The sequence below is a fragment of the Micrococcus sp. CS26 genome (assembly GCF_055522295.1).
The window spans coordinates 15,470-39,556 of the sequence record NZ_JBVFVY010000017.1 but is presented as its reverse complement, the minus strand read 5'-3'; the positions used below and the strand labels follow the sequence as shown (position 1 = coordinate 39,556).

Here is a 24,087-nt window from a genome sequence, read left to right as displayed (position 1 = left end):
CGGTGGGGAATCTTGCGCTGATTTTGCCAGATTACACCCGGCCGTCGCCGTCGGGAACTCGCCCCCCGGCCCGTTCCGTCAGTGCGCCACGGGGATCTCCGGCAGGCCCAGCAGCACGGGCCCGCCGACAGGCCCAGCGCTCACCAGATCCCGGATCCGCACGGTGTCGAGCTCGGCGAGGAAGGCCTCGCGTGCGCGGTGCAGGGCGCCGCGCAGGCGGCAGTCGCCGGCGTAGGGGCACGCCACCCCGGAGTCGCGCCCGGCGCAGTCGATCACCTCGTCGCGGCTGCTCAGCGAGCGCACGAGCTCGCCCACACGCTGGTCCAGACCGGCCGCGGCGATCATGGCCCCGCCGTGCCGACCGCGCAGCACCTCGATGGTCCCGCGGCGACGCAGCTCGGCGACCGCCTTGATCACGTGGTTGTAGGGCACCTGGATCCGGTCCGCGATCTGCTGGCTGGTGAGCCGTTCCCCCTCGGCCGCCGCGAGCGTCATCAGCACGCGCAGGCAGACGTCGGTGTAGGTGCTCAGCTTCATTCCTCCATCATCCCACCGGTGCACGGCGCCGCCGCGCCTGCGGTGTCCGGGCCGGTTGGCATACTGACGCCATGGACGCCACCTCGCACCCCGACGCCGCCCCCCGCCTCCCCGAGACCTCCGCGCCGGGGGGCGACGCCGCGCTGCACGAGGAGGCCCTGGCCGTCCTGCGTCGGCTCGTGGACCGGCCGGACGCGCGATTCAAGGACGGGCAGTTCGAGGCGATCGAGGCGCTCGTGGCCCACCGCCGCCGCGCCCTGGTGGTGCAGCGCACCGGCTGGGGCAAGTCCGCCGTGTACTTCGTGGCCTCCCTCCTGCTGCGCGCCCGCGGCGCAGGGCCCACGCTGATCGTCTCCCCGCTGCTCGCGCTCATGCGGGACCAGGTCGCAGCCGCCGCCCGGGCGGGCGTGCGCGCGGTGTCCGTGAGCTCGGCGAACGCCACGGAGTGGGACGAGGTCCGGGCCCGGCTCGCGGCGGACGAGGTGGACGTGCTGCTGATCTCGCCCGAGCGCCTCACGAACCCCCGGTTCCGGGACGAGCAGCTGCCGGACCTCGTGGCGCGCATGGGCCTGCTCGTGGTGGACGAGGCCCACTGCATCTCCGACTGGGGCCACGACTTCCGGCCGGACTACCGCCGCATCCGGGACCTGATCGGGCTGCTTCCCGCCGAGGGGAGGCGCGCGGTGCCCGTGCTGGCCACCACCGCCACGGCCAACGCCCGTGTGGTGGCGGATGTGGTGGAGCAGCTCGGCGTCGCCTCCGAGCGGGACGTGTTCGTTCTCCGCGGCCCCCTGGCCCGCGCCTCGCTGCGCCTGGGCGTGCTGCGCATGCCCAGCCCGGCCGCGCGCCTGGCCTGGCTCATCGACCACCTCGGGGACCTGCCGGGCTCCGGGATCGTCTACGCCCTCACCGTCTCCGCCGCCGAGGACACGGCGCGCGCCCTGCGCGAGGCGGGGCACGAGGTGGTCGCCTACACGGGCCGCACGGACCCGGAGCGGCGCGCCGAGATCGAGGAGGACCTCAAGGCCAACCGGGTGAAGGCCGTCGTGGCCACCTCGGCGCTCGGCATGGGCTTCGACAAGCCGGACCTGACGTTCGTGGTGCACTTCGGTGCGCCGGGCTCGCCCGTGGCGTACTACCAGCAGGTCGGCCGCGCCGGCCGCGGGACGGACCACGCGGACGTGCTCCTGCTGCCCGGGCCCGAGGACCGTCGCATCTGGGAGTACTTCGCCACCGCCTCCATGCCGGACGAGGAGCAGGCGCGCGCCGTGCTGGGGGCGCTCGCGGACCACGGCGGGGCCCTCTCCGTGGCGGCGCTCGAGCCGGCCGTGCGGATCAAGCGCACCACCCTGGAGCTGCTGCTCAAGGTCCTCGCCGTGGACGGGGCGGTCGAGCGGGTGGGCGGCGGCTGGCGCGCCACCGGGCGGGAATGGACGTACGACGCCGAGCGGTACGCCCGCGTGGCCGAGGCCCGCCGGGCCGAGGAGCGGCTCATGCTCGACTACCAGACCACGGACCGGTGCCGCATGGAGTTCCTGGCCCGCACCCTGGACGACCCCACCGCCGCGCCGTGCGGCCGCTGCGACGTCTGTGCCGGCCCCTGGTACCCGACGGGATCGGACGGGGCGGCGCGGGAGCGCGCGGAGGCCGCCCTGCGCCGCACCGGCGTGCCGATCGAGCCCCGTCGCATGTGGCCCTCGGGCATGGACCGGCTGGGCGTGCCCGTGAAGGGGCGCATCGCGCCCGAGTCACAGGCCGAGGAGGGTCGCGCGCTCGCCCGCCTGACGGACCTCGGGTGGGGCACCGTCCTGCGGGACCTGCTGGACCGGGAGGACGCCCCGGTGCCGGAGGATGTCCTGCGGGGCGCCGTCGACGTCCTGGCCGGCTGGGGGTGGCGGACGCGGCCGATCGCCGTCGTCGCGATGCCCTCGCGCACCCGCCCGCAGCTGGTGGGGTCGTTCGCCGAGGGGATCGCCCGGATCGGCCGGCTGCCGTTCCTCGGCTCGCTCGAGCACGCGCGCGGCGGCCCCACGGCCGGGCCGGGCGGCAACAGCGCCTACCGGCTCGGGTCCGTGTACGGCCGGTTCGCCGTCCCCGAGGCGATGGCGCAGATGCTGCGCACCGCCCCGGACGCCGGCCGCCACGGCCCCGTGCTGCTGGTCGACGACCTCGTCGACTCGCGGTGGTCGCTCGCCGAGGCTGCGCGGGTGCTGCGCGAGGCCGGCGCCCAGGGGGTGCTGCCGCTCGTCCTGGCCCAGGCCGGATGAGCCGCCGAGGTCAGCGCTCCGCGCGGACGATCGCCAGCACGGCGTCTCGGAGCGCCTCCATGGTGGCGGCCGTGCGGGCCTCGCCGTTGTAGCGCAGGAACGGCTCCGTGTTGGACGGGCGGAGGTTGAACCACCACGTGCCGTCCTGGGCGGCGACCGTGGTGCCGTCCATGCGGGTCACCGTGGTGGCCACCCCGGCGAAGTCCTCGTGCACGGCCTGGCCCTCGCCGACGCCCTCGCCCACGGCGGGGGCGAACTGCGCCACCACCGCGGCCACGGCGGCGTCCTTGTCCGCGACCTGCGAGTTGATCTCTCCGGAGGCCACGTACGGCTCGTACTCCTCGGCCAGCTCGGACAGCGGCTGCTCCTGGCCGCCCAGGGCCGCCAGCACGTGCATGGCCGCGAGCATGCCGGTGTCCGCGTTGAAGAAGTCGCGGAAGTAGTAGTGCGCGGAGTGTTCGCCGCCGAAGACGGCGGACTCGGCGGCCATGACCGCCTTGATGAAGGAGTGGCCCACGCGGGTCTCCACGGCCCGGCCCCCGTCGGCCGCCACGAGCTCGGGGACGGCGCGGGAGGTGATCAGGTTGTGGATGACCACGGGGGTCTGCTCGCCGTCGGCCTTCGCGCGGGCGATCTCGCGGCGGGCCACCAGGGCGGTGACCGCGGAGGGGGAGACCGGGGCGCCCTGCTCGTCGATCACGAAGCAGCGGTCGGCGTCGCCGTCGAAGGCCAGGCCGATGTCCGCGCCGTGCTCCACGACGGCGGCCTGCAGGTCCCGCAGGTTCTCCGGTTCCAGCGGGTTGGCCGGGTGGTTCGGGAAGGTGCCGTCCAGCTCGAAGTAGAGCGGCTCGATCTCCAGCGGCAGGGCGGCCAGCTCGGCGTCGCCGAGGACGGCCGGGGTGGTCTTGCCCGCCATGCCGTTGCCCGCGTCCACCACGACCTTCAGGCGGCGCACCCCCGTCAGGTCCACGAGCGAGCGCAGGTATGCGGCGTAGCCGGGGAGGATGTCCTCCTCCGTCACGGTGCCGGCGGTCTCGGCGGCGGGGATCTCACCGGCGTCGAGGTAGGCCTGGGCCGCGTCGCGGATCTCGAACAGCCCGGTGTCCGAGGAGACCGGCACGGCGCCGGCCTGGGCCATCTTCATGCCGTTGTACTCGGCCGGGTTGTGCGAGGCGGTGAACACCACGCCCGCGGCCTGCTTCACGCCCGCCGCGTAGTAGAGCATGTCCGTGGAGATCAGCCCCAGGGTGACGACGTCGGCGCCGCGGCGCGTGGCACCCTCGGCGAAGGCCGTCATGAACGCGGGCGAGGAGGGGCGCATGTCCCCGCCGACCAGCACGGTGTGACCGGCCAGGCCCAGCACGTCCACGAAGGCCGCGCCCACCGCGCGGACGCTCTCCGCCGTGATGGACTCGCCCACGATGCCGCGGACGTCGTACGCCTTGAAGGAGTCGTGCAGGTCGAGGGAGGGGGTCGAGGTAGTCACCCGACCGATCGTAGTGGACAGCCTGGATACAGTGAGGGCGTGCCCCCGACCACTCCGCCCCCGAGCGCGGGGCCCCCGGCCGTCCCGCCGTCGGGACCCGCGCCGGCCGCTCCCGGGGAGCCCGCGTACCGCAGGCTGCTGATCGGGCTGTTCCTGGCGGGGGTGGCCACGTTCGCCCAGCTCTACTCCCCGCAGGGCCTGCTGCCGCTGGTCAGCGACGACCTGGGCGTCCCCGCGGACCGTGCCGCCCTGCTCGTCTCCGCCAGCACACTCGGCCTCGCCCTGTCGGTGGTGCCGTGGTCCGTGGCCGGGGACCGGTGGGGCCGCCGACGCGCCATGGTGGTCTCGATGGTCTCCGCCAGTGCGTGCGCGCTCACGGGCGTCCTCGCACCCACGTTCGAGGCCATGCTGGGCCTGCGCCTGCTCGAGGGCATGGCGCACGGGGGCGTCGCGGGACTCGCCGTGGCGCTGCTGGCGGAGGAGGTGGTCCCGCACGCGGTCGCGGCTGCCGCCGGCACCTACATCGCCGGCACCACCCTCGGCGGGCTCTCCGGCCGGCTCCTCGCCCTGCCCGTCGCGGAGGCGTCCTCGTGGCGCGGCGGGATGCTGGCCGTCACCGTGGTCGGGGTGCTGTGCACCGTTGGGTTCCTGGCGATCACGCCGCGCGCCCGACGTTTCACGCCGTCGCCCACCTCCCCGGCGACGCTCGTGCGCATCGTGCGCGGCCACCTGCGCTCGCCGGAGCTCGTCGCCGTCTACCTGCAGGGGGCGCTGCTGATGGGTGGGTTCGTGGCGCTGTACAACTTCGTGGGGTACCGCCTGCTCGACCCGCCGTTCTCCTGGACGCCGACGGCGGCCGGCCTCGTCTTCCTCGCCTATCTCGCGGGCACGTGGTCGTCGCCGCGCGCGGGTCGGCTGGCCGCGCGGGTGGGCCGGCTGCCCGTCCTGGCCGGTGCGACGGCGGCCATGGCGGCAGGCGTCGCCCTCACGTCGGTCCCGCATCCGGCGGTGCTGGTGCCCGCCCTCGTGCTCGTGACGGGCGCGTTCTTCGCCGCCCACGCCGTGGCCTCCGCGTGGTCTGGGACGGCCGCCCCCACGGGCCGCGCCCAGTCGACCTCCCTGTACAACTTCGCGTACTACGCCGGCTCGAGTCTCTTCGGCTGGCTGGGCGGCGTGTTCCACGAGTCCCACGGGTGGCCGGGGACGGTGCTGATGGTCCTGGCCCTGGTGCTGACCGCCCTGGCGAGCGCCGTCGTCGTGCTGCGCGGGCGCGGGACGGCCCCGGCGCGCTGAGCCGGGGCCGTCGTGGGGGCGGGTGTCAGCGGGCCGACCCGCGGGTCACCAGCCGAGGGCCTCGGCATCCGTGCCGGTGGCGGACCGGGCCTGGTCGCGCCAGGCGGCGAGGACCTCCGGGTCCTGCAGCTCGAGCCACGCGATCATCTGCTGGTAGGTCACGCAGTAGGTGTCCTCCTCGACGCAGACCTCGCGCATGACCTTCTCCACAGCCGGGTTGAACGCGTTGAGACCCCAGTCGTTGAAGTGGTTGCCGAAGACCAGCGGGGCGCGGTTGCCCGCGAACGCCGAGTCGTACATGTAGCGGTAGGTGCGGTACTGGAAGTCGGTGAGTCGGGCGACGTCCTCCGGGATGTCCTTGCCGCCGTTGCCGGAGATCCAGAAGTTGTAGTCCATCGCCATCACGAACGGGCTGGCCGCGTCCTTCTCGGCGAGCACGGGGGACCAGGTCATCGGCATCTCGAACTCCCAGATCCCGTCCTCCTGGTAGGGCCAGGCGACGCCGGAGGCGGCCGCGGCACGCGACGTGTCGTACTCGAGTCCGTTGTCCTTCCACATCGGGACGAGCTGGTCCCACTCCCCGTCGAGGCAGGGCAGACGTCCTCCCTTGACGTCCTCGGGGGTGACCTCCAGCGCCGGCAGGGAGCTGCCCGGGTTGTAGGTGCCGGGGTCGGAGAGGATGTCCGTGAACGAGCCGTACTCCTGCTCCCATTCGGCCGTGGACCACTGGTCTGCGCCGTACCTCGTGGGCGCGCACAGGTGGCCCGCGTAGTGGGTGCCGATCTCGTGGCCGGCGGCGTGGGCCGTGTTGATGTTCTCGATGCGCTGCGCCACCTCGGCCTCGTCGCCGCCGAACTCCGTGCCCACGTAGCCGGGCTCGTTGCCGGGCGCCGTGTAGTTCTCCCGATTGGCGGTCTCGATGAGGTTGATCGCGGACTGGAACACCGTGAACTTCGCGTCGGAGTCCGCGGCCGCGTCCAGGAAGGTCTTCCAGCGCGCGTCCTGACGGCCGCCGTCGAAGGAGAAGAGGACGAACTGCGGCGGGCGTTCCTCCGCCGTGAAGGCCCGCATCGGCACGCCCTCATGGGAGCGGGCGGACGGGCGGGGGAAGGACATGCGGTCTCCTGGCTCGGTCGAGTGGCGGGCGGAGTGTCTCCTCCATGGCCGCCGTGTCCAGACACGGAGGACTCCGCATTCCACCGTAGGCGAGGCCCTCGGTGGCTCTGGGGCCCTGGCAGAACTGTGACTAGGTTGTGATGTGGCGCCGCGGCCGTCGGCATGGCCCTCGCGGGCCACACCTAGACTGGAGGCATGGAATATCTCGTCCCTGTCCTCGCGGTGGTCGTCATCGGCGCCCTCGCGTTCGCCGCCGCCCGGTGGATGTCGGCCGGTCGAGCGCGTCAGGCGGCGGATCAGCGCACGCCGTCCGGTCGCGGGCTGGACATCGGACCGGAGCGGGCGCGTGTGGCGGCGGGGCTGCTGGACGAGGACGCCCATCGGCGCGTGTACGGGCACATCGCCCAGAGCCGCGTGATGGAGGCCGTGCGCGACTACCGCGCCCACACGGGACGCGGCCTGAAGGACGCCGTCATGGACGTGCAGTCCCTCGCCGTGCATCCGCAGGTCTACTCCGAGCCGGTGCAGGAACCGGACGCCACGTCCGCCGGAGTCGCGGGGCCCGTTCCCGACGACCATGGAGAGCCCCACCGGGACGACGCGGTCCCGGCCGAGACCCCCGGGCCGAAGCGGCCCGGACAGGATTTGAGCGGGCGGAGGGAGCCGGACGCCCAGACGACCGAACGCGAGACCTCTGACGCTGTGGCCGAGGACGACGCCCAGCAGGACACCGACCACGCCTCAGCTGCGCCGCGTCCGACGGCGACGCCCGCCGATGAGCTGACCACCCTGACCGTCCCGGCCGAGTGGACCGCCGCCCCCGCCGAGGAGGAGCTCCCCTTCGAGGTCGAGGTGATGCGGGGGACGGACTCCGTCCGCCTCTCCTCGCAGGACCTGCCGCCGTGGCTGCGCGACCAGCTCTCCGCCATGGTGCGGGACGGCAACCTCGAGTCCGCCGCCGTCCAGCTGTCCAGCCACTCGGAGCTCTCCGTCCCGGAGGCGTACGAGCTGCTGCGCCGCATGCGGGAGCGCCGCGGGGAGGGCTAGTCACCGGCCGGTCGGCATGTCAGGTCGCCGCGCGCAGACGCGAAGAGGGCCGGAATCGCGTGGATTCCGGCCCTCTCTCGCGGAGACGGGGGGATTTGAACCCCCGGCCCAACTTTCGTCGAGCCCTTCATTAGCAGTGAAGTCCATTCGGCCGCTCTGGCACGTCTCCTCCATCCGGCGCGCCTCGCACGGGGCGACGCGCGGTCAGACCGGTTCAGTTTAGCGCGCCAGGCCAGGGCAGGGCAAAGGAGCGGCGTGCTCACGGACGGATCACCATCGCGCACGAGCGGGGCCCCGGATCCATGGATCCGGGGCCCCGCGTGATCTGTCAGCCGTCCGGCCTGAGGCCGACGCGTCCGTTCAGATCAGATGCGATCCTTGCGGTCGTTGCGGCCGTCGAGGTCGCGATCGGTGGCGTCGCCGTCGACCTTGACGTCCTCGTGGCGGACCTCCTCGGTCACCGTCTCGGTGTCCTGCACCTGGCGCTTGCCCAGGGAGACCTTCTCGGCGTCCACGGTCTTGTTGACGACCGGGGTCTCCTCGTAGGTGGTGACCTCGACGTCGCCGTCGCGGCCGGCGGTGCGGGCCTCGGCGGAGTTCGGGTCGACGGACTCGCGCTCCACCACGACCTCCTCGCGGGTGACGGGCACCTCGACGGTCTCGGTGGTGGTGTAGGCCTGCTTGCGCAGACGGACGCGGCCGGAGGCGCGGCGCTCGGTGCCGACGTTCAGGTGCTCGTCCTTGACGACGACGGAGTCGGCGTCGGTCACCTCGCGGCGGTCACGATCGGCCACGTCGCGGCGGTCGCCGTCCACGACGGCCTCGTCGCGGCGGTCGGCCACGCCGGCCACACCCGCGGTGCCGGCCACGCCGGCGGCGCCGGCGTCGGTGCGCACGTCGTCACGACGCACGTCGCCGTCGTGATCCGCGGCGGAGTACTCCATGGAGTAGTACTCGTAGATGCGCTGCTCCTCCTCGGGGGTCAGCGAGCCGTCCGCGTCCACGTTCGGGGCGTCCTTCACGAAGGACTTCTCGAAGGGCACCGTGATGCCGTCGGTGGTGGTCTGGGCCTGCTGCAGCGGCACGAAGGTCTCGCGGGCGCCGAACAGGCCGGTCTTCACCGTGACGAAGGTGGGCTCGTTGGTGACGTCGTCGAGGTAGACCTGACCGACGGAGCCGATCTTGTCGCCGTCGGTGGCGAAGACGGTGGAGTTCTGCAGCTGGTCGAGAGCGTTGCGGTCCATGAGGAATTCTCCTTCTGAATTGGTGTTTTGTTGCCTTACGCTCATTCACAATTCCCCATGGGCCCGAGTGGCGTCAACCATCGGCCCCCCAGATTCCCAATTCCCAGACTTCTCCCAGAATCTCGGTGTGATCCGCATGATTCCGCGGATTCTTCGTCCGGGCCTGCTGTGGATCCTGGGGGATCGGTGGGAGTGTGGCGCATGCGGTCCGCGACCCTTGACGGCCACCGATATTGTGTGGAATACGCGCGCCGCAGGCGTGAAAACGATCCCGAGGAGAGTGGAGGCCCCATGTCCGAGCCCCTGGTGGCCGAGCGCCGCCTCGCAGTGGTGGGAGCCGGCCCCCGCGGCGTCATGCTGCTGGAGCGGATCCTCGCCCGACTCGAGGGCGCGGCCCCGGACGCACACCCCCGGCGGCTGCGCATCGACGTCGTGGACCCCTATCCGCCCGGGCCAGGGCGGGTGTGGCGCACGGACCAGTCCGAGCTGTACCTCATGAACACCCCCGCGTTCTTCCCGACCGCGTGCGCCGCCGACAACCCCGGTCTGCGCCCCTCCACCGCCGCCCAGACCTTCGACCAGTGGCGTCGCGTGCACCCGGAGGCCAGCCTCGGCGTGCGCCGCCACCAGTACCCGGCCCGAGCGGTCTACGGGCGCTACCTCCGGCACCTGTACAAGGACGTCGTCGCGGGGCTGCGCGCCCGCCCCGAGGTCGTCGAGGTCGTCGAGCACCGCGCGGAGGCCACCGCCCTGCACCCCCGGCCCGACGGCGGCGCCCGCCTGGAGCTGCGGGACGCCGACGGTGCGGTCTCCGCGCTCGACGCGGACGCCGTCGTGCTCTGCCTGGGCCATCAGCCGGCGGAGCTCAGCCCCGGCCAGAACCGGATGGCCGCCGCCGCGCGGGGCAGGGACGAGCTGCACTACCAGGGCCCGCAGATCCCCTCGGACGTGGACTGGGAGACCGTGGAGGCCGGGGCGGACGTCCTCGTGCGGGGCATGGGCCTGAACGCGTTCGACCTGCTGGCCCAGCTCACCCAGGGCCGGGGCGGGGTGTACCGCCGCACCGGCGACGGACCCGGCCGGGCCCTGCGGTACGAGCCGTCGGGGGACGAGCCGCGCCTGCACCTGATGTCCCGCCGCGGCATCCCGTACCTGCCCAAGGCCGAGGTGGACGCCTTCGTGCCCCGCGGCGTCACCCTCAGCTACCTCTCCGACGCCGCCGTGGACGCCCTCGCCGCCCGGCACGGGGCCCTGGACCTCGCCGAGCACCTCTGGCCGCTGCTGCACCGCGACGTGGTCCGGCACTACTACGCCACGCTCGTCCGGGCCCAGCCCGAGATCCTCGGCGGCCCCGTCGAGGCGCGCCGATTCCTCGGGGAGCTCGTCGGCCAGCTCGAGGAGGCCGGCCGCGGCGCCCCCGTGACCTCCGCGCACGCCGAGGAGCTCCTCCAGCGGTACGCCCCCGGCCGCCGCTTCCTGGACATCCTGGCCTATGGATCCCCGTTCGAGGACGCCGTGTTCGCCTCCCATGAGGACTATCAGCGGGCCGTCGCGGACCTCATGGAGCAGGCCTGCGTGGAGGCCGCCCTCGGGGAGGAGTCCCCGTTCATGATGGCCGTCGGCGCGCTCCATGCCGGCCGACTGCGGATCAAGGCGTGGATCGCCGAGGGTCGGATCGCCGAGGCCTCCCGCATCCGGGACGTCCAGGGCTGGTTCGAGCCGCTGGTCGAGGGCCTCGCCTCCGGCCCGCCCCTGTGGCGCGTCGAGCAGATGCTGGCGGTGCACCGGGCCGGCCTGCTCACCTGGGCCGGCCCCGCGCCCGTGGTCGAGGCCGAGGACCACGGGTTCACCGCCCACAGCCCCCAGGTGGGAGCGCAGGACTCGCTGGGGCCCGCCGTCGTCGAGGGGGCCTGGCTGGTGGAGGCGATGATGCCGCCCAACCGCGTGCAGGCCGCCGCCTCCCCGCTGGTCCGTCAGATGCTGGCGGACGGCGTCGCCGCGGCCGGGACGTGGGAGGACGAGGAGGGCGTGCGCGTGCCCGCCACCGGCTTCGACGTCACGGCCCGCCCGTACCGGCTGCGGGCCGCGGACGGCACGGCCCACGCGGACGTGTTCGTGCTGGGCCTGCAGCTCTCGGGCGTGCAGTGGGGCACCGCGATCGCGGCCGAGGCCGGGGCCGATCCGGCCGGACGAGCCCTCTTCCTCGCCGACGCCGACGCCGCCGCGGCGGCCGTGCTCGCCGGCTGAGCCCCCACGACGACGGCGGGGCCGCCCGGGTGGATCCCGGACGGCCCCGCCGTCGTCATGCCGGGTGCGGCGCCCCGCGTCCCGTCAGGGACGGACCGGCCCGCGGCCCTTGCCGGGGTGCTCCGGGCCGTGGCCCTTGCCCGGGTGGTCGCCGCCGTGACCCGGGGTCGCGCCGACGCAGCGCAGCCACTCGCGCACGGAGTTCGCGGGCTTGCCCGGCACGCCGCGCGGATCGGTCACGCCGTCGCAGGTCTCGCCCGGGGAGGGCTCCGGCTCCGGGGTCGGCTCGGTCACGGGCGCGTCGAGCTGGAGGCCCACCAGGATCGGGTTGTGGTCCGAGGACCGCCACTGGTCCGCGGAGTACAGGTCCTCGGCCACGTAGTTGTGGCGCGAGTACTCCAGTGCCACGGATTCGTTCGCGTTGATCATCCAGATGTCCTGGCCGGTGATCGCCGTCGCCGCCGACGGCGAGGCGTAGATCCCGTCCAGGCTGCCGACGGCGCCGCCGAACGCGTACGAGTACTCGCCCGTGAGCGCGCCCTGCGAGAGGTACCCGGCCGCCTCGAGCACGCGGATCGGGTCCTCCTTCTCGTAGGCGTTGAAGTCGCCCATCAGCAGGACGCGGTCGGTGCCGGTCTCGGCCTTCATGCGCTCGGCGAAGGCCACGAGGGCCTCGGCCTGGCCCACGCGGTCCGCGTTGTACGCGCCCTGGCCGTCGCCCGCGTCCACGTTGTCCCCGGTCGCACCCGAGCCGCCCTTGGACTTGAAGTGGTTGGTGATCGCCACGAAGTCGGTGCCGGCCGCCCCCTCGGACGTGCCGTCGGCGGCGCGGAACAGCTGGGCCATCGGCTCGCGGGCGTTGTCGAAGTTCGTCTGGTCGTCCAGGATCACCGACTCGCCCACCGGGGTGACCTCGGCCGGCTGGTAGATGAACGCGGAGCGGATGACGTCCTCGTCCGCGAGCGCGGGACGGGTGGCCGGGGAGGCCACGTAGGCCCAGCGCTGCTCGCCGGCCTGCGCGTTGAGGGCCTCCACGAGGTGGGCCAGCGCGTGGTCCCGGTCGAGGCCGAACTTCTCGGAGTTCTCGATCTCCTCGAGCGCGACCACCGAGGTGCCGAGGCCGTTGATCGCGGCCGCGATCTTCTCCTGCTGGCGGGCGAACGCCTCGGAGGTGTAGGCGCCGCGCGGCAGGCAGCCGTTCGTGGTGACGGGGGTGCCGGCGCGGTCGCGGTAGGCGCTGCAGCCGGCCACGTCCTGACCCAGGGTCGTGAAGTAGTTGAGCACGTTGAAGCTGCCGACGGTGACGTTGCCGCCGACCGCCTCGGGGGCGGCCTCGGCCGGGCGGGTGTCCTCGATCGTCACGGGCTGGACGGCGGCCGCCGTGGCGTCGGTGAGGTGGCCCAGCGGCTGGAAGGACCACGCGTCGAAGCGCCAGTCGAGGATGACTCCGGTGGTGAACTCCAGGCCCGCGCCCACGCGCACCGGCTGGTCTGCGTCCAGGTACGGCAACGGGTTCTGGTTGCCCGGCGAGCGCATGAAGTTCGTGGTGGCCCCGTCGTCGAGCACGATCAGCTGCTGCGCGTTGGCGGCCGCGACGGCCTGGGCCTCGGCGCCGGGCCGAGCCACGGACGTCGGGTTGTCCAGCGGCGTGGTGCCGGGGACGATGCCGAGGGAGCCGTACTGGTTGAGGGAGTAGTTGTCCGTGACCGTCCAGTCGCCCTGCGGGGCGAGGACCATGCCCTCGAGCGCCTCACGGTCGGCCTCCTCCAGCGGGAACTCCACCGGCGTGGGGGCCACGGCGCCGGGCTCGGCGACCGGCAGCACGCCGCCGGCGGCGACCTTGATCTGCGTGAGGCCGTAGTGCTCGGCCGCTTCGCCCGTGACCTGGACGTGGTCGCCGAGCGTCACGGAGCCGACCGTGTCCGGCGAGTACACGAACACGCCGTCGGAGGCGCCCGGGGTGGCGTCGGGGGTGTCGCCGCCGGTGCCGGCGGTCTGGATGTAGTAGCCGTCGTAGCCGCCCGTGGAGTACACGGCGGTGACGACGCCGGTGGTGGTCACCTGGCGCCCGGCGTACGGGGTGGCCGTGCCGGTGCCCTGGAGCTGGGCGATGGTGATCCGCTCGGCCGGGGTCGGCTGCGGCTCGGGCTCCGGGGTCGGCTCGCCGCCGGTGGCGGCGGCGTTGGTCGGGGTGACCTGGTCGGTGACGGTGAAGTCGGCGCTGTTGTCGTCCGTGTCCACGCCGTTCGTGCGGGTGAGGGACTTCGGGTCCGAGTTGGCCGAGGGGGCGCCGGCAGCCGCTGTTTCGAAGGTGTTCGTGGCTCCGTAGCCGAGCACGTCCGCGACGCCCGGCACCTGGCCGGTCACCACGGAGCCGACCGGCAGGTCCGTCACGGTGCCCGCCTGGCGCGCGAGCACGATCGTGCCCTTGGTGCCCGCGGGGTTGAACGCCCCGCCGGCCACGAGGTCTGCCTGCGGCAGGGCCGCGCCCGCGGTGCCGTTGGAGCCGCCGGAGACCAGGAAGTGGCCCTTCGCGTGCACCGTGCCGGACAGCGCGACCGTGCCCTGGGTCGCGGCCGTGCCGGCGGCGGAGCGGTACTGCAGGGACCAGCCGTCGAGGTTGATCGGCTGGTCGGTGGGGTTGTAGAGCTCCACGAACTTGTGGGTGTACACGGCGTTCGCGGAGCCGCCGTTGGTGTATGCCTCGTTGATGACGAGGGAGTCGCCGGCCGGGCAGGCCTGGGAGGGCAGGGCCACGGCGGGGGCGAGCAGGGCCAGGGCGGCGGTGGTCACCGCGGTGCGCGCGGCGAAGCGGGGCAGGGGGGTCATGTCGTCCTCGGTCTCGTTCTCGATGGGTCAGCGCGGCAGGCCCGCGGCGGTCAGCCAGGCATGGGCGGAGAAGACGGGGTGCGTGGCGGCGCCGCGCTGCACGCCGCGGCCCTTGCCCGGGTGGTCCTCGCCCTTCACGCGGCCCTTGCCCGGGTGGTCGGCGCCCTTGTCATGGCCCTTGCCATGACCCTTGCCCGGGTGGGTCGGGGCGGGCTGCTCCGGCTCGGTGGGGGACGGGGCCGCGGTGACCTCGAGGGCATGGCGCACCACGGTCGTGCTGCCGTCGGCGTAGCGCACGGTCATCACGAGCTCGCCCGTGCCCGCCGCGGCGGGGGCGGTGATCCCGGAGAGCGTGACGGTCTCGGAGCCCGCGGGGACGGCCACGGTGCCCAGGGCGGTCTCGGTGCCGTCGGCCGTGCGGAAGGCGACGTCGACCGCGGTCGCCGCGGGGGCGCCGTCGGAGTCCACCACGAGGTCCCCGAGGGTCAGGCCGACGGCCTGCCCGGCCTCGACCGAGGCGGGGGCGTCGGTGACCGGCACGCCGTTCTTGCCGAAGTCCGGGGCGACGGCGCCGTGGGCCGCGTCCTGGGCGCGGGCGTAGTCCGTGATCGCCTGGGAGTCCAACAGGCCCATGTTCACGAAGTTCTGGCGGCCGGTCGCGAAGGCGGTGTAGCCGTCGGGGGCCTTGGTCGGGTCCCCGAGCGTCGTCCAGGTGTCGTCGGCCAGGAACGACTGGCTGGCCACCGTGTACATGCGGTCCGCCTGGAGCGGCTCGCCGTCGATCCACACGCCGGTCACCTTGTCCCCCTGCGGGCGGGACTCGTCGTAGGTCCAGGTCAGCTCCTCGGACCAGCCGAGGGTGAACTTGCGCACGTCGTTCCGCCAGTTCTCCTCGAGGGCCAGCTTGATGGAGGAGCCCGGGATGTCGAAGTAGGTGATGGTGTTGCCGAACGGCGCCATGTCGAGCAGCTCGCCCAGGGTGAGGCGACCGACGAGGTCGGCCGGCTTGGCCGGGAACGCGCCGCCGTCGGTGAAGCGGTCCGTCAGCAGCTCGGAGCGCAGGCCGCCGGGGTTGGTCACGCCGAGGTCCACCTCGGGGTTCGCCTGCTCGGCGGCGTGCTTGACGGCGTCGCCCACCCAGGTGCCCAGGGTGGTCTCGGCGGCGCGCGTGCCGCCGGCCTTCCAGGAGCCGCCGGCGTCGATGAGCTTCTGGTAGTCGGTGGTGATGGAGGCGGACAGGTCGGCCACGACCTCGCCCTGCAGGTCCTCGAAGACCGCGACGGCCTCCTGCTCGATCGCGTACACCTGGGCGGTGACGGGGGATTCCGCGGCGGCCTCGGCGGGGGCCTGCGTGGACCGGGCCAGCAGGCGCGGGGTGAGCCCGGTGACCTCGCCGTCGGCGCCCACGGTCAGCTCGACGGCGGCCAGGTGGCTGCCGGAGGCGCCCGCCTGGATCACGGGGCGGTGGGCGCCGCCGGCCGTGGTGTCGTACTGGTAGAGCTGGTGGGTGTGGGCGTTGAAGATGACGTCCACGGCGGAGGAGGTCTCGCCGACGATGCGGTCGAACTCGGCCCGGGCCGCCCGCTCGGCGGCCAGCTCGCCCGCCCCGGCGGCGCCGTCGTGGTACGAGGCCACGATCACGTCGGCGGCGTCCTGGGCCTCCAGCTCGTCCGCGACCGCGTTCACGGCGGCGACCTCGTCGAGGACCTCGTTGCCCTTCAGGCCCGCGCCGGTGGTGGTCGCGTACAGCTCGTTGGGGGAGGCGCCGATGACCGCGACGCGCACGCCGTCGACGTCGAAGACGGCGTGCGAGGTGAGGACGGGCTCCTTGCTCGTCGGGTCCACCAGGTTGGCGGAGAGCACCGGGAACTGGGCCCGGGACTCCACACGGCCCTGCAGGTCGTCCAGGCCCTTGTCGAACTCGTGGTTGCCGGCGGTCAGCGAGGCCAGGCCGAGCGCGTTCATCACGTCGATCGTCGGGTTGTCCTGCTGCACGTTGGACACGGACTTCGAGCCACCGATCAGGTCGCCGGCGCTGGTCAGCAGCGTGGAGCCGGCGCCGTGCTCGGCCTCGAACGCGGTGCGGTAGTCCTCCACGGTGTCCGCGAACTGCGTGCCGATGTAGTCCGCGGACAGCGCGCCGTGGAAGTCGTTGAAGGACAGGATCGAGATGGTGGTCTCGTCCGCGGCGGCCGTCTCGACGGCCAGGGCGGGCGCCGCGCTCGCGGGCGCGAGGACGAGGACGGTGCAGGCGGCCGTGGTGACGGCACGGCGGCGGAACAGGCTGGGCATGGCTCTCCCCGGGATGCGTGATGACAGAGGTGCGCCGCCGGTGGACGGCGGGGTGACGCGGGGAGTCCATCACATCCAGGTGGCCTCCAGGTGAACGAGAGGCGGCGGGCCGTCCGGCCCGCCGCCTCTCGTCGTGTGCACGCGGATGGTGAGGGATTCGAACCCTCGGCACGGGGTCACCGCGCACCGGTTTTCAAGACCGGCTCCTTCGGCCGCTCGGACAACCATCCCGGGCCTGACCGCGACGGTGTGGGCCGCCGCGTCGAGGACCCACTCTAGCCCGTGGCCCGGCGGGCGGCCGGTGGCGAGTCCGGCCCCCGCGCGCGAGGATGGACCCTCGACCCCCGACCAGAGGAGGAGACCCCCATGGACGTCCCCGCACAGATGCGCGCCGTGCGATTCACCGGTGCCGGCGACAACGGCGTCGTCCGCGTGGGCCACGAGCCCGTGCCGGACCCCGGCCCGGGCGAGGTGCTGGTGCACGTGGCCGCCGCGGGTCTCAACCGCGCGGACATCGCGCAGCGCGAGGGCCGCTATCCGCCGCCGCGCGGCGCCTCCGAGATCCCCGGGCTCGAGGTCTCCGGCACCGTGGCGGCGCTGGGACCCGAGGCCGGGATGCCGGGGGAGGGGCGCTTCGCCGTCGGTGACCGGGTGTGCGCTCTCCTGGCCGGCGGGGGCTTCGCCGAGTACGTCGCCGTGCCGACGGGCCAGCTCATGGCCGTCCCCGACGGCGTCGGCCTCGTCGAGGCGGCGGCCCTGCCGGAGGTCGCCTGCACGGTGCACTCGGCGCTCGTGGGCCGTGCGGGCGTGCAGGCCGGGGACCGGGTGCTCGTGCACGGCGCCACCGGCGGCATCGGCTCCTTCGCCGTCCAGTTCCTCGCCGCGCTCGGTGCACGGGTGCTGGGCACCGCCGGCGGCCCGGAGAAGGTGGCGCTCGGTCGGCGGCTGGGCGCCGAGCACATGTTCGACCACCGCGCCGCCGAGTCCGGTGCCTTCGCCCCGTGGGTCAAGGAGGTCACGGACGGCCACGGCGCGGACGTCATCCTCGACGTCGTCGGCGCCCCGTACCTGGCGCCCAACGTGTCCGCGCTCGCCCCCGAGGGACGCATCGTGACGCTCGCGGTCCAGGGCGGCGCCGTCCCGGAGGACTTCAACATCATGAAGCTGGTGGTCAAGCGCGGCTGGCTCACGGGGGCGACGCTCCGCTCCCGCTCGGTCGTGGACAAGGCCGGGATCGTGGCCGCGGCCGAACGTGCCGTGTGGCCCCTGGTGGCGGCGGGCCGCATCGACGCGAGCGTCGGGGCGTGCTTCCCGCTCGCCGAGGCCGCCGAGGCGTTCGACTGGTTCGACTCCGCCACCCGCACGGGCAAGGTCGTGCTCGTCACCGACCCCGCCGACGCGCGCCGGCCGTCCGGCGACCGCGCATGAGGGGGCCCTTCGCACGCTTCCGTCAGGAGCGTGCCGACGACCGCGAGCTCGGCACGGGGCTGTGGCGCCGTGCCCACGACCGACTCAGCCGGGCCCTGGACCGCTACTGGCAGGTGCTGGAGGGCCAGCGGGGCACGGACGTGCTGAGCCCCGAGGAGCGCAACGGCGTGGTCCACGCCGGCAACGTCCTCACGGAACGGCTCCCCGCGGTCCGTGCCCTGTGCGTCCGCCTGCACCGGGACCACGAGGGCGACGGCGAGCACATCCCGGCCGAGGCCGCCGACGTCCACCGTGAGCTCTCCCGCGCCGCGCACGAGCTGGCCGCCACCGCCCAGGCCCTCGCCCTGTACCGGCTCGGTCAGGGTTCGGCGGAGTCGGTCGGCCGGCACGCCGAACGCACCCTCGGCCACCTGGACCGGGCGGAGGAGCTGGGAGCCGGGCTCTGACGGCGGCGCGCCCCGGACGGCCGGCCCGAAGACGAGAGGACCCCGCCGCGTGATCACGCGGCGGGGTCCGGGGGAGCCCCCTGCCGGATTCGAACCGGCGACCTGCTCTTTACGAGGGAGCTGCTCTGGCCAGCTGAGCTAAGGAGGCACGTGACCGTGAACGGCCACGGCTGACGAGCATACCGGTTTCGCGGCCCCGATTCCACCGCGCGGCCGGGCGCGCGGGCCACCGACTGTGGCCCGCGCCTTCCGCAGGCGTTCACCCCCAGGCCACGCCGCGGCCAGACGGGGACGGTTCCCTGGTGGGCACACACCGTCGACGGGAGACGCATGAGCCTGCCCCACGCCCCTCGCACCCCGGCACCCCCCGCCGCGGCCTCGTCAGCCGCGCCCCTCCGCCTGGCCGTGGTGGACATGTCCGGCACGTCCATCGTGGAGCACGGGCTCCAGGACACGGCGTTCGCCCGCACGTTGGACCAGCACGGCGTCCCGGCGGGCACGCCGGAGCACGACGACGCCGCTCGGCGGTTCCGCGCGCTCCGGCCCACCTCGCGCACGGCCGTGTTCCCCCGCGTGTTCGCCGACCGGGCGGTGGCCGCGGCGGCGACCCGCACGTTCGAGGCGGCCTTCGACGCGCTGCTGGCCGAGCACGGCGTCCAGGCCGTCCCGGGCGCGGAGGAGGCGCTCGTCCGCCTGCGCGCCCTCGGCCTCCACGTGTGCCTCTGCACCGGCTACGCCCGCCACACCCAGAACATGATCCTCGAGTCGCTGGGGTGGATGGGCCTGGCGGATCTGAGCCTCTCCCCGGACGACGCCGGCCGCGGCGTCCCCTACCCGGACATGATCCTCACCGCCCTGCTCGGTCTCGACCTCGACGACGTCCGCAGCGTCCTGGTGGTCGGGGACACCGCGGAGGACATGACGGCCGGGCGCCGCGCGGGGGCCGGACTCGTGGTCGGCGTGCGCACGGGTCGCGACGCGGACGACGTCCTGCTGGCGGCGGGCGCGGACCGGGTGGTGCCGGGCCTGGCCGACGTGCCGGACCTGGTGGTCCGCACCCGCTGAGCCGGCGCCGGCCCGCCCCGCGCGGCCGCTCAGCGACGTCGCGGGGTGCGCACCCGGCGGGGCAGCAGCGCCAGCATCATGGCTTCGAGGGCCAGCTGCTCCGGCACGTTGGCGGCGATGCGCTCCCGGGCCGTGGTGACGGCGTCGATCCGGGCGAGCACCTCGGCCGAGTCGCCGGCGGCGCCGCGGGCGTACGCCTCGATCTCGTCCCGACGGTGCTCGTTGATGAGCTCGCCGTCGGCCCCCAGCTGCACGCGCAGCACGTCCCGGAACAGGCCCATGACGTCGATCATGGCCCGGTCCAGCGAGTCCCGGACGGCGCGGCGCCGCCGGCGGGTCTGGTCCTCCTCGAGCCGTTTGACGTGGTGGCGGAGCTTGGGCGGGACGGGCTCGCCGGGCTCGAGGCCCAGGGAGCGGCGCAGCGCCTCGAGCTCCTCGGCGTCCCGGGCTTCGGCGGCGGACTCGGCCTCGGCCTTGGACACCTCGGCCAACGTGGCGGCCAGGGCCATCGCGTCGGAGACGGCGGTGGCCTGGAGCGGCAGGGAGAGGATGCGCTCGCGGCGTTCGAGGGCCTCAGGGTCCCGCGCGAGGCGGCGGGCCATGCCCACGTGCGACTGGGAGATCCGGGCGGTGGTGAGCGCCGTCTCGCGGTCCAGCCCGTCGCGGCGGTGCAGCAGCTCCGCCACCTGCTCCACGGCGGGGATGCTCAGCGTGATCAGCCGGCAGCGGGAGCGGACGGTGGGGAGCACGTCCGCGGGGGACGGGGCGCACAGCATCCAGATCGTGCGGGCCGGCGGCTCCTCGATGGCCTTGAGCAGCACGTTCGTGGCGCGCTCCGTCATGCGGTCCGCGTCCTCCATGAGGAAGATCCGCCAGCGCCCGGTGGCGGGGGTGGACTGGCCGGCCTCCACGAGGGCGCGGACGTCCTCGATCCGATAGCTCACCGCCTCGGTGGCCAGCACGGTCACGTCCGGGTGGGTGCCGCCGAGGACGGTGCGGCACGCGTGGCACTCGCCGCAGCCGCGCGCCGCCGGGTCTGCGACCTCGCACTGCAGGGCCGCGGCGAACGCACGCGCCGCCGTCGACCGGCCGGAGCCGGGCGGGCCCGTGAACATCCAGGCGTGGGTGGGACGGTCCTCGGCCGCGGCGCGGCGCAGCTGGGCCACCGCGGCCTCCTGGCCCGCGAGGTCCGCGAACACGGCGGGGGCGGGGGCCGTCATCGGTCGGCCGCCTGGGCGGTGACGCGGGCCAGCGCGCGGGCGGTGAGCTCCTGCGGCGGCAGCGCGCCGTCGAGCACGAGGTACCGCTCGGGCGCGGCCGCCGCGCGCGCGAGGAAGGCGGCGCGCAGGGCCTCGTGCCGGTCCGCCGTCTCCCGCTCCATGCGGTCGGGGGTGCCCTCGCCCTCCGCCGCGCGGCGGTCACGCCGGTCCGCGGCGGTGGCCGCGTCCACGTCGATCAGCACCGTCAGATCGGGGACGAGGCCGTCCGTGGCCCACTCGTTCAGGGCGGCGATCCGCGCCTCGCCCAGCCCGCGCGCCGCGCCCTGGTAGGCCACGGACGAGTCCACATACCGGTCCGTGACGACGACGGCGCCCCGGGCCAGCGCGGGGCGCAGCGTGCGGACGGCATGGGCGGACCGGGCCGCGGCGAACAGCAGCGCCTCGGTGCGGGGGTCCACGGGGGCGTGCCCGGGGTCCAGCAGCAGCTCCCGCAGCGTCTCGCCCAGGTCCGAGCCGCCGGGCTCGCGCGTGAGCACCACCTCGTGGCCCGCGGCGCGCAGGGCCTCGGTCAGGGCGCGGGCCTGGGTGGACTTGCCGGATCCGTCCGGTCCCTCGACGGCGACGAACAGGCCGCGATGCTCGGTCTGGGTGCTCACGCCTCGAGCCTAGACGCCGCCCCGGACGGGGAGGGAACCCGGCCGGGCCGACCGCCTAGACTGACCGGCATGAGCGCCCCCATGCACTTCGCCCTGCTCGTCGACCACTGGCTGTTCCGCGTCCTGGCGATCGCCGCGCTCGGGCTCGAGGTCTGGGCGCTGGTGGACGTCGTCCGGCGCCGCCCCGACGACTTCGCCCGCATCGGGGGCCGGGACAGGAGCTTCTGGCTGATCCTCACCGGCGTCGCCGCCGTCGTCGGGCTCCTCGGCGTGCTCGCCGGCGGCGGGATGGGCATGTTCGGCCTCGTGGCCGCGTGCGTGGCGTGCGTCTACCTCGCCGGCCCCCGCCAGGACATGGGCCCGGCCCTGCGCCGCTGAGGGTCCCGCGCCGTCGGCGCCGCCCTCATGACGACGGCGCCACCGCCGCCCAGCGCACGCTCAGCTCCCCGCGCCGCCACTGGTGCGGGCCGCCCAGCACGGGCCAGCCCGCCGCGCGGAGCGTGCCGACCGTCGCCAGCCACCGCTGCCGCGTCCCGTAGGCCGCGAGCGGGGCGTGCGCGGCCCACGCGGCGTCGGCCTCCGCCAGGAGCCGATGGACGGGCTCGCCGGGCACGTGCCGGTGGATGAGGACCTTCGGCAGGCGCGCCGCCACGTCCGAGGGGCGGGCGAAGGACCCCAGCCGGAGGGCCACGGTCAGGCTCGCGGGCCCGTCCCGACGCAGGTCCACCCAGGCCGCCCGCCGGCCGTCCTCGGAGCAGGTGCCCTCCACGAGGACGCCGTCGTCGGCGAGCCCCGCGCACAGCAGGGACCAGATCGCGGGCACGTCCTCCTCCCGGTACTGGCGCAGCACGTTGAACGCGCGCACCACGGTGGGCGGCCGCGGCACGGGCAGCTCGAAGCCGCCGACCGCCCAGGTGACCCCCGGCAGGCCGCCGGCCCGCTCCCGCGCCCGGGCCACCCGAGCGGGGTCGATCTCGAGGCCCACCAGCTCGAGGGCCGGGTTCTGCACGCGCAGCCGCTGGGCCATCTCGACGGCGGTCACCGGCTCCGCGCCGAAGCCCAGGTCCACGGCCAGCGGGCGGGGAGTGCGCCGCAGCAGGGGGCCGTGCACGTCCGTGAGCCAGCGGTCCACCCGGCGCATCCGCTGCGCCGCCGTCGTGCCGCGGGTGATGTGGCCCTGCGGGCCCCGTGCCGGGACTGGGCCGGGCGTCGTGCGCGCGCGCAGCCGCCGGGCCTTCTCCACCATGGGCTCCAGCGTAGGGGAGCGGCGGGACGGGTCCGCCTAGGATGGTGACATGGCGAACACCACGTACACGCTGGTCCTGCTGCGGCACGGTCAGAGCGAATGGAACGAGAAGAACCTGTTCACCGGCTGGGTGGACGTCCCGCTGACCGAGAAGGGGCGCGCCGAGGCCGCCCGCGGCGGTGAGCTGCTGGAGGCGGAGGGCATCCGCCCGGACGTGGTCCACACGTCCCTGCTCAAGCGCGCCATCACCACGGCCAACCTGGCCCTCGAGGCCGCGGACCGCCAGTGGATCCCGGTCAAGCGCAGCTGGCGCCTGAACGAGCGCCACTACGGCGCCCTGCAGGGCAAGGACAAGGCCCAGGTGAAGGAGGAGTTCGGCGAGGAGCAGTTCATGGTCTGGCGCCGGTCCTTCGACACCCCGCCGCCCGCCCTGGACGACGACTCCGAGTTCTCCCAGATCGGCGACGAGCGCTACGCGGACCTGGGCAAGGACGCCCCCCGCACCGAGGCCCTCAAGCAGGTCATCGACCGCCTGCTGCCCTACTGGGAGGAGCAGATCCTGCCCGACCTCAAGGCCGGCAAGACCGTGCTGATCGCCGCGCACGGCAACTCGCTGCGCGCCCTGGTCAAGCACCTGGACGGCATCTCGGACGAGGACATCGCGGGCCTGAACATCCCGACGGGCATCCCGCTGGTCTACGAGCTGGACCAGAACTGCAAGCCGATCACCGCGAACGGCCGCTACCTCGACCCGGAGGCCGCCGCCGCCGGCGCCGCCGCCGTGGCCGCCCAGGGCTCCGCGCACTGACGCGTCCGACGACGACGGGCCGGGACCCCGCCGGGGGCCCGGCCCGTGGCGTCGGGGACGGTCAGGAGCCGGTGGCGTCCGGGCGGTGGGTCGCCCACTCGCCCGTGACGAGGTAGCGCACCTTGGCGGCCACGGACAGGCCGTGGTCCGTGAACCGCTCGAGGTAGCGCGAGGCCAGCGTGACGTCCGTGGTGGTGGCCGGCGTCGCGCTCCAGTCCGGGGCGGCGATCGCGCGGAAGACGGACAGGTGCAGCGCGTTGACGTCCTCGTTGAGGGCGTCGATCCGGTCCCCGTGCGCCAGGTCCTGGGTCTCGAGCAGCAGGACGACCTCCTCGGCCACCTCCACGGCGGCGTCGCACATCGCGGTGATCACGGTCCGGACCTGTTCCGGGATGACGTGCTCGGGGTAGCGCAGCCGGGTCAGCTGGGCCACGTGGCGGGCGAGGTCGCCCATGCGCTCGAGCGAGGAGCTCATCCGCAGCGTGGCGACGACGGTGCGCAGGTCCGTGGCCACGGGCGCCTGCAGCGCCAGGATGCGCACGGCCTGCTCGTCGAGGGACTCCTGCAGCTGGTCGATCCGCGCGTCCTCCGAGATGACCCGTTCGGCGCCGTGCACGTCGGCCGCCTCGAGGGCGGCCTGCGCGTCCATCATGGCGCGGTGCACGAGGCGGGCGATCTCGGTCAGGTCGCGGCCCAGCCGTTCGAGGTCGGCTCGGTAGAGCTCGCGCATGGTCTCCTCTCCCCGGCGACGCCCGTGCGCCGCCGACCCCGACTCCCCGGGGCAACGGTCCACCCTGGCAGGGCAAGATGAACGGCCCATGAACGCCGATCGTCCGGCGTCTGGCGGGGCCGGGGCAGCC

Annotated in this window: 19 protein-coding genes and 3 tRNA genes; 9 read left to right on the top strand and 13 right to left on the bottom strand. The window is 74.3% G+C overall.

What is annotated here, in order from left to right; all coding sequences use genetic code 11:
• Positions 1-78: 78 nt before the first annotated feature.
• Positions 79-537, bottom strand: a complete 459-nt coding sequence (locus ACZ1IK_RS08500; RefSeq protein WP_102708783.1) for an RrF2 family transcriptional regulator — start codon at positions 535-537, stop codon at positions 79-81.
• A 71-nt stretch (positions 538-608) separates the two neighbouring features.
• Between ACZ1IK_RS08500 and ACZ1IK_RS08495 the strand changes: the two genes are divergently transcribed.
• Complete coding sequence (locus ACZ1IK_RS08495; protein ID WP_102708784.1) at positions 609-2,804, top strand: RecQ family ATP-dependent DNA helicase; 2,196 nt, start codon at positions 609-611, stop codon at positions 2,802-2,804.
• A gap of 10 nt (positions 2,805-2,814) precedes the next feature.
• Here the strand turns inward: ACZ1IK_RS08495 and ACZ1IK_RS08490 are convergent, their stop codons facing one another.
• The gene (locus ACZ1IK_RS08490) at positions 2,815-4,290 is read right to left on the bottom strand and encodes a phosphomannomutase/phosphoglucomutase (RefSeq protein WP_063189907.1); all 1,476 of its coding nucleotides are present in this window, start codon (positions 4,288-4,290) and stop codon (positions 2,815-2,817) included.
• Between the two features lie 141 nt (positions 4,291-4,431).
• Here ACZ1IK_RS08490 and ACZ1IK_RS08485 point away from each other — a divergent pair, with 141 nt between their 5' ends.
• Positions 4,432-5,583: an MFS transporter gene (locus tag ACZ1IK_RS08485; protein WP_256748653.1), complete on the top strand. Its 1,152-nt coding sequence runs from the start codon at positions 4,432-4,434 to the stop codon at positions 5,581-5,583.
• Between the two features lie 45 nt (positions 5,584-5,628).
• On the opposite strand, the gene ACZ1IK_RS08480 is transcribed toward ACZ1IK_RS08485, so the two are convergent.
• Entirely contained in the window at positions 5,629-6,699 is a 1,071-nt protein-coding gene (locus ACZ1IK_RS08480) for a polysaccharide deacetylase family protein (RefSeq protein WP_254184226.1), read from the bottom strand.
• A 195-nt stretch (positions 6,700-6,894) separates the two neighbouring features.
• Between ACZ1IK_RS08480 and ACZ1IK_RS08475 the strand changes: the two genes are divergently transcribed.
• Positions 6,895-7,746 carry a hypothetical protein gene (locus ACZ1IK_RS08475; protein ID WP_102708785.1) on the top strand — a complete coding sequence of 284 codons (852 nt, stop codon included), beginning with the start codon at positions 6,895-6,897 and terminating at the stop codon, positions 7,744-7,746.
• 80 nt (positions 7,747-7,826) lie between these two features.
• Here ACZ1IK_RS08475 and ACZ1IK_RS08470 read toward each other — a convergent pair.
• Together ACZ1IK_RS08470 and ACZ1IK_RS08465 are read right to left on the bottom strand one after the other, a co-directional pair.
• Positions 7,827-7,915: transfer RNA gene (locus ACZ1IK_RS08470), tRNA-Ser, on the bottom strand.
• A gap of 196 nt (positions 7,916-8,111) precedes the next feature.
• On the bottom strand, positions 8,112-8,990 hold the full coding sequence (locus ACZ1IK_RS08465; protein WP_069941541.1) for a PRC and DUF2382 domain-containing protein: 879 nt from the start codon (positions 8,988-8,990) through the stop codon (positions 8,112-8,114).
• A 291-nt stretch (positions 8,991-9,281) separates the two neighbouring features.
• Between ACZ1IK_RS08465 and ACZ1IK_RS08460 the strand changes: the two genes are divergently transcribed.
• Positions 9,282-11,237: an FAD/NAD(P)-binding protein gene (locus tag ACZ1IK_RS08460; protein ID WP_101966089.1), complete on the top strand. Its 1,956-nt coding sequence runs from the start codon at positions 9,282-9,284 to the stop codon at positions 11,235-11,237.
• Between the two features lie 84 nt (positions 11,238-11,321).
• On the opposite strand, the gene ACZ1IK_RS08455 is transcribed toward ACZ1IK_RS08460, so the two are convergent.
• The 3 genes from ACZ1IK_RS08455 to ACZ1IK_RS08445 form a co-directional block, all read right to left on the bottom strand.
• Entirely contained in the window at positions 11,322-14,066 is a 2,745-nt protein-coding gene (locus ACZ1IK_RS08455; RefSeq protein WP_216880345.1) for an ExeM/NucH family extracellular endonuclease, read from the bottom strand.
• A 27-nt stretch (positions 14,067-14,093) separates the two neighbouring features.
• Positions 14,094-16,358, bottom strand: a complete 2,265-nt coding sequence (locus tag ACZ1IK_RS08450; RefSeq protein WP_122053856.1) for a bifunctional metallophosphatase/5'-nucleotidase — start codon at positions 16,356-16,358, stop codon at positions 14,094-14,096.
• Between the two features lie 142 nt (positions 16,359-16,500).
• A tRNA-Ser gene (locus ACZ1IK_RS08445) sits at positions 16,501-16,588 on the bottom strand.
• A 136-nt stretch (positions 16,589-16,724) separates the two neighbouring features.
• On the opposite strand from ACZ1IK_RS08445, the gene ACZ1IK_RS08440 reads away from it, so the two are divergent.
• Positions 16,725-17,786, top strand: coding sequence for an NAD(P)H-quinone oxidoreductase (locus ACZ1IK_RS08440; RefSeq protein WP_129867362.1), 1,062 nt, complete (start codon positions 16,725-16,727; stop codon positions 17,784-17,786).
• Positions 17,783-18,232: a hypothetical protein gene (locus tag ACZ1IK_RS08435; RefSeq protein WP_063189344.1), complete on the top strand. Its 450-nt coding sequence runs from the start codon at positions 17,783-17,785 to the stop codon at positions 18,230-18,232. The genes ACZ1IK_RS08440 and ACZ1IK_RS08435 overlap by 4 nt, the downstream gene beginning before the upstream one ends.
• 74 nt (positions 18,233-18,306) lie before the next feature.
• Here ACZ1IK_RS08435 and ACZ1IK_RS08430 read toward each other — a convergent pair.
• Positions 18,307-18,380: transfer RNA gene (locus tag ACZ1IK_RS08430), tRNA-Thr, on the bottom strand.
• Positions 18,381-18,562: 182 nt separating this feature from the next.
• Here ACZ1IK_RS08430 and ACZ1IK_RS08425 point away from each other — a divergent pair.
• Entirely contained in the window at positions 18,563-19,297 is a 735-nt protein-coding gene (locus ACZ1IK_RS08425; RefSeq protein WP_041104709.1) for an HAD family hydrolase, read from the top strand.
• Between the two features lie 29 nt (positions 19,298-19,326).
• Here the strand turns inward: ACZ1IK_RS08425 and ACZ1IK_RS08420 are convergent, their stop codons facing one another.
• Both ACZ1IK_RS08420 and tmk read right to left on the bottom strand, forming a co-directional pair.
• Complete coding sequence (locus ACZ1IK_RS08420) at positions 19,327-20,517, bottom strand: DNA polymerase III subunit delta' (protein WP_063189346.1); 1,191 nt, start codon at positions 20,515-20,517, stop codon at positions 19,327-19,329.
• Positions 20,514-21,173 carry a dTMP kinase gene (tmk, locus tag ACZ1IK_RS08415; protein WP_036316043.1) on the bottom strand — a complete coding sequence of 220 codons (660 nt, stop codon included), beginning with the start codon at positions 21,171-21,173 and terminating at the stop codon, positions 20,514-20,516. Before tmk ends, ACZ1IK_RS08420 begins: the two co-directional genes overlap by 4 nt.
• Positions 21,174-21,254: 81 nt before the next feature.
• Here tmk and ACZ1IK_RS08410 point away from each other — a divergent pair, with 81 nt between their 5' ends.
• Positions 21,255-21,551, top strand: coding sequence for a DUF2516 family protein (locus tag ACZ1IK_RS08410; RefSeq protein WP_036384680.1), 297 nt, complete (start codon positions 21,255-21,257; stop codon positions 21,549-21,551).
• A 25-nt stretch (positions 21,552-21,576) separates the two neighbouring features.
• Here ACZ1IK_RS08410 and ACZ1IK_RS08405 read toward each other — a convergent pair whose 3' ends face one another.
• On the bottom strand, positions 21,577-22,419 hold the full coding sequence (locus ACZ1IK_RS08405; RefSeq protein WP_060974309.1) for a hypothetical protein: 843 nt from the start codon (positions 22,417-22,419) through the stop codon (positions 21,577-21,579).
• Positions 22,420-22,468: 49 nt separating this feature from the next.
• On the opposite strand from ACZ1IK_RS08405, the gene ACZ1IK_RS08400 reads away from it, so the two are divergent.
• Positions 22,469-23,227, top strand: a complete 759-nt coding sequence (locus ACZ1IK_RS08400) for a phosphoglyceromutase (RefSeq protein WP_036384685.1) — start codon at positions 22,469-22,471, stop codon at positions 23,225-23,227.
• Between the two features lie 61 nt (positions 23,228-23,288).
• On the opposite strand, the gene phoU is transcribed toward ACZ1IK_RS08400, so the two are convergent.
• Positions 23,289-23,957 carry a phosphate signaling complex protein PhoU gene (gene phoU, locus ACZ1IK_RS08395; protein WP_036316039.1) on the bottom strand — a complete coding sequence of 223 codons (669 nt, stop codon included), beginning with the start codon at positions 23,955-23,957 and terminating at the stop codon, positions 23,289-23,291.
• Positions 23,958-24,087 lie beyond the last annotated feature (130 nt).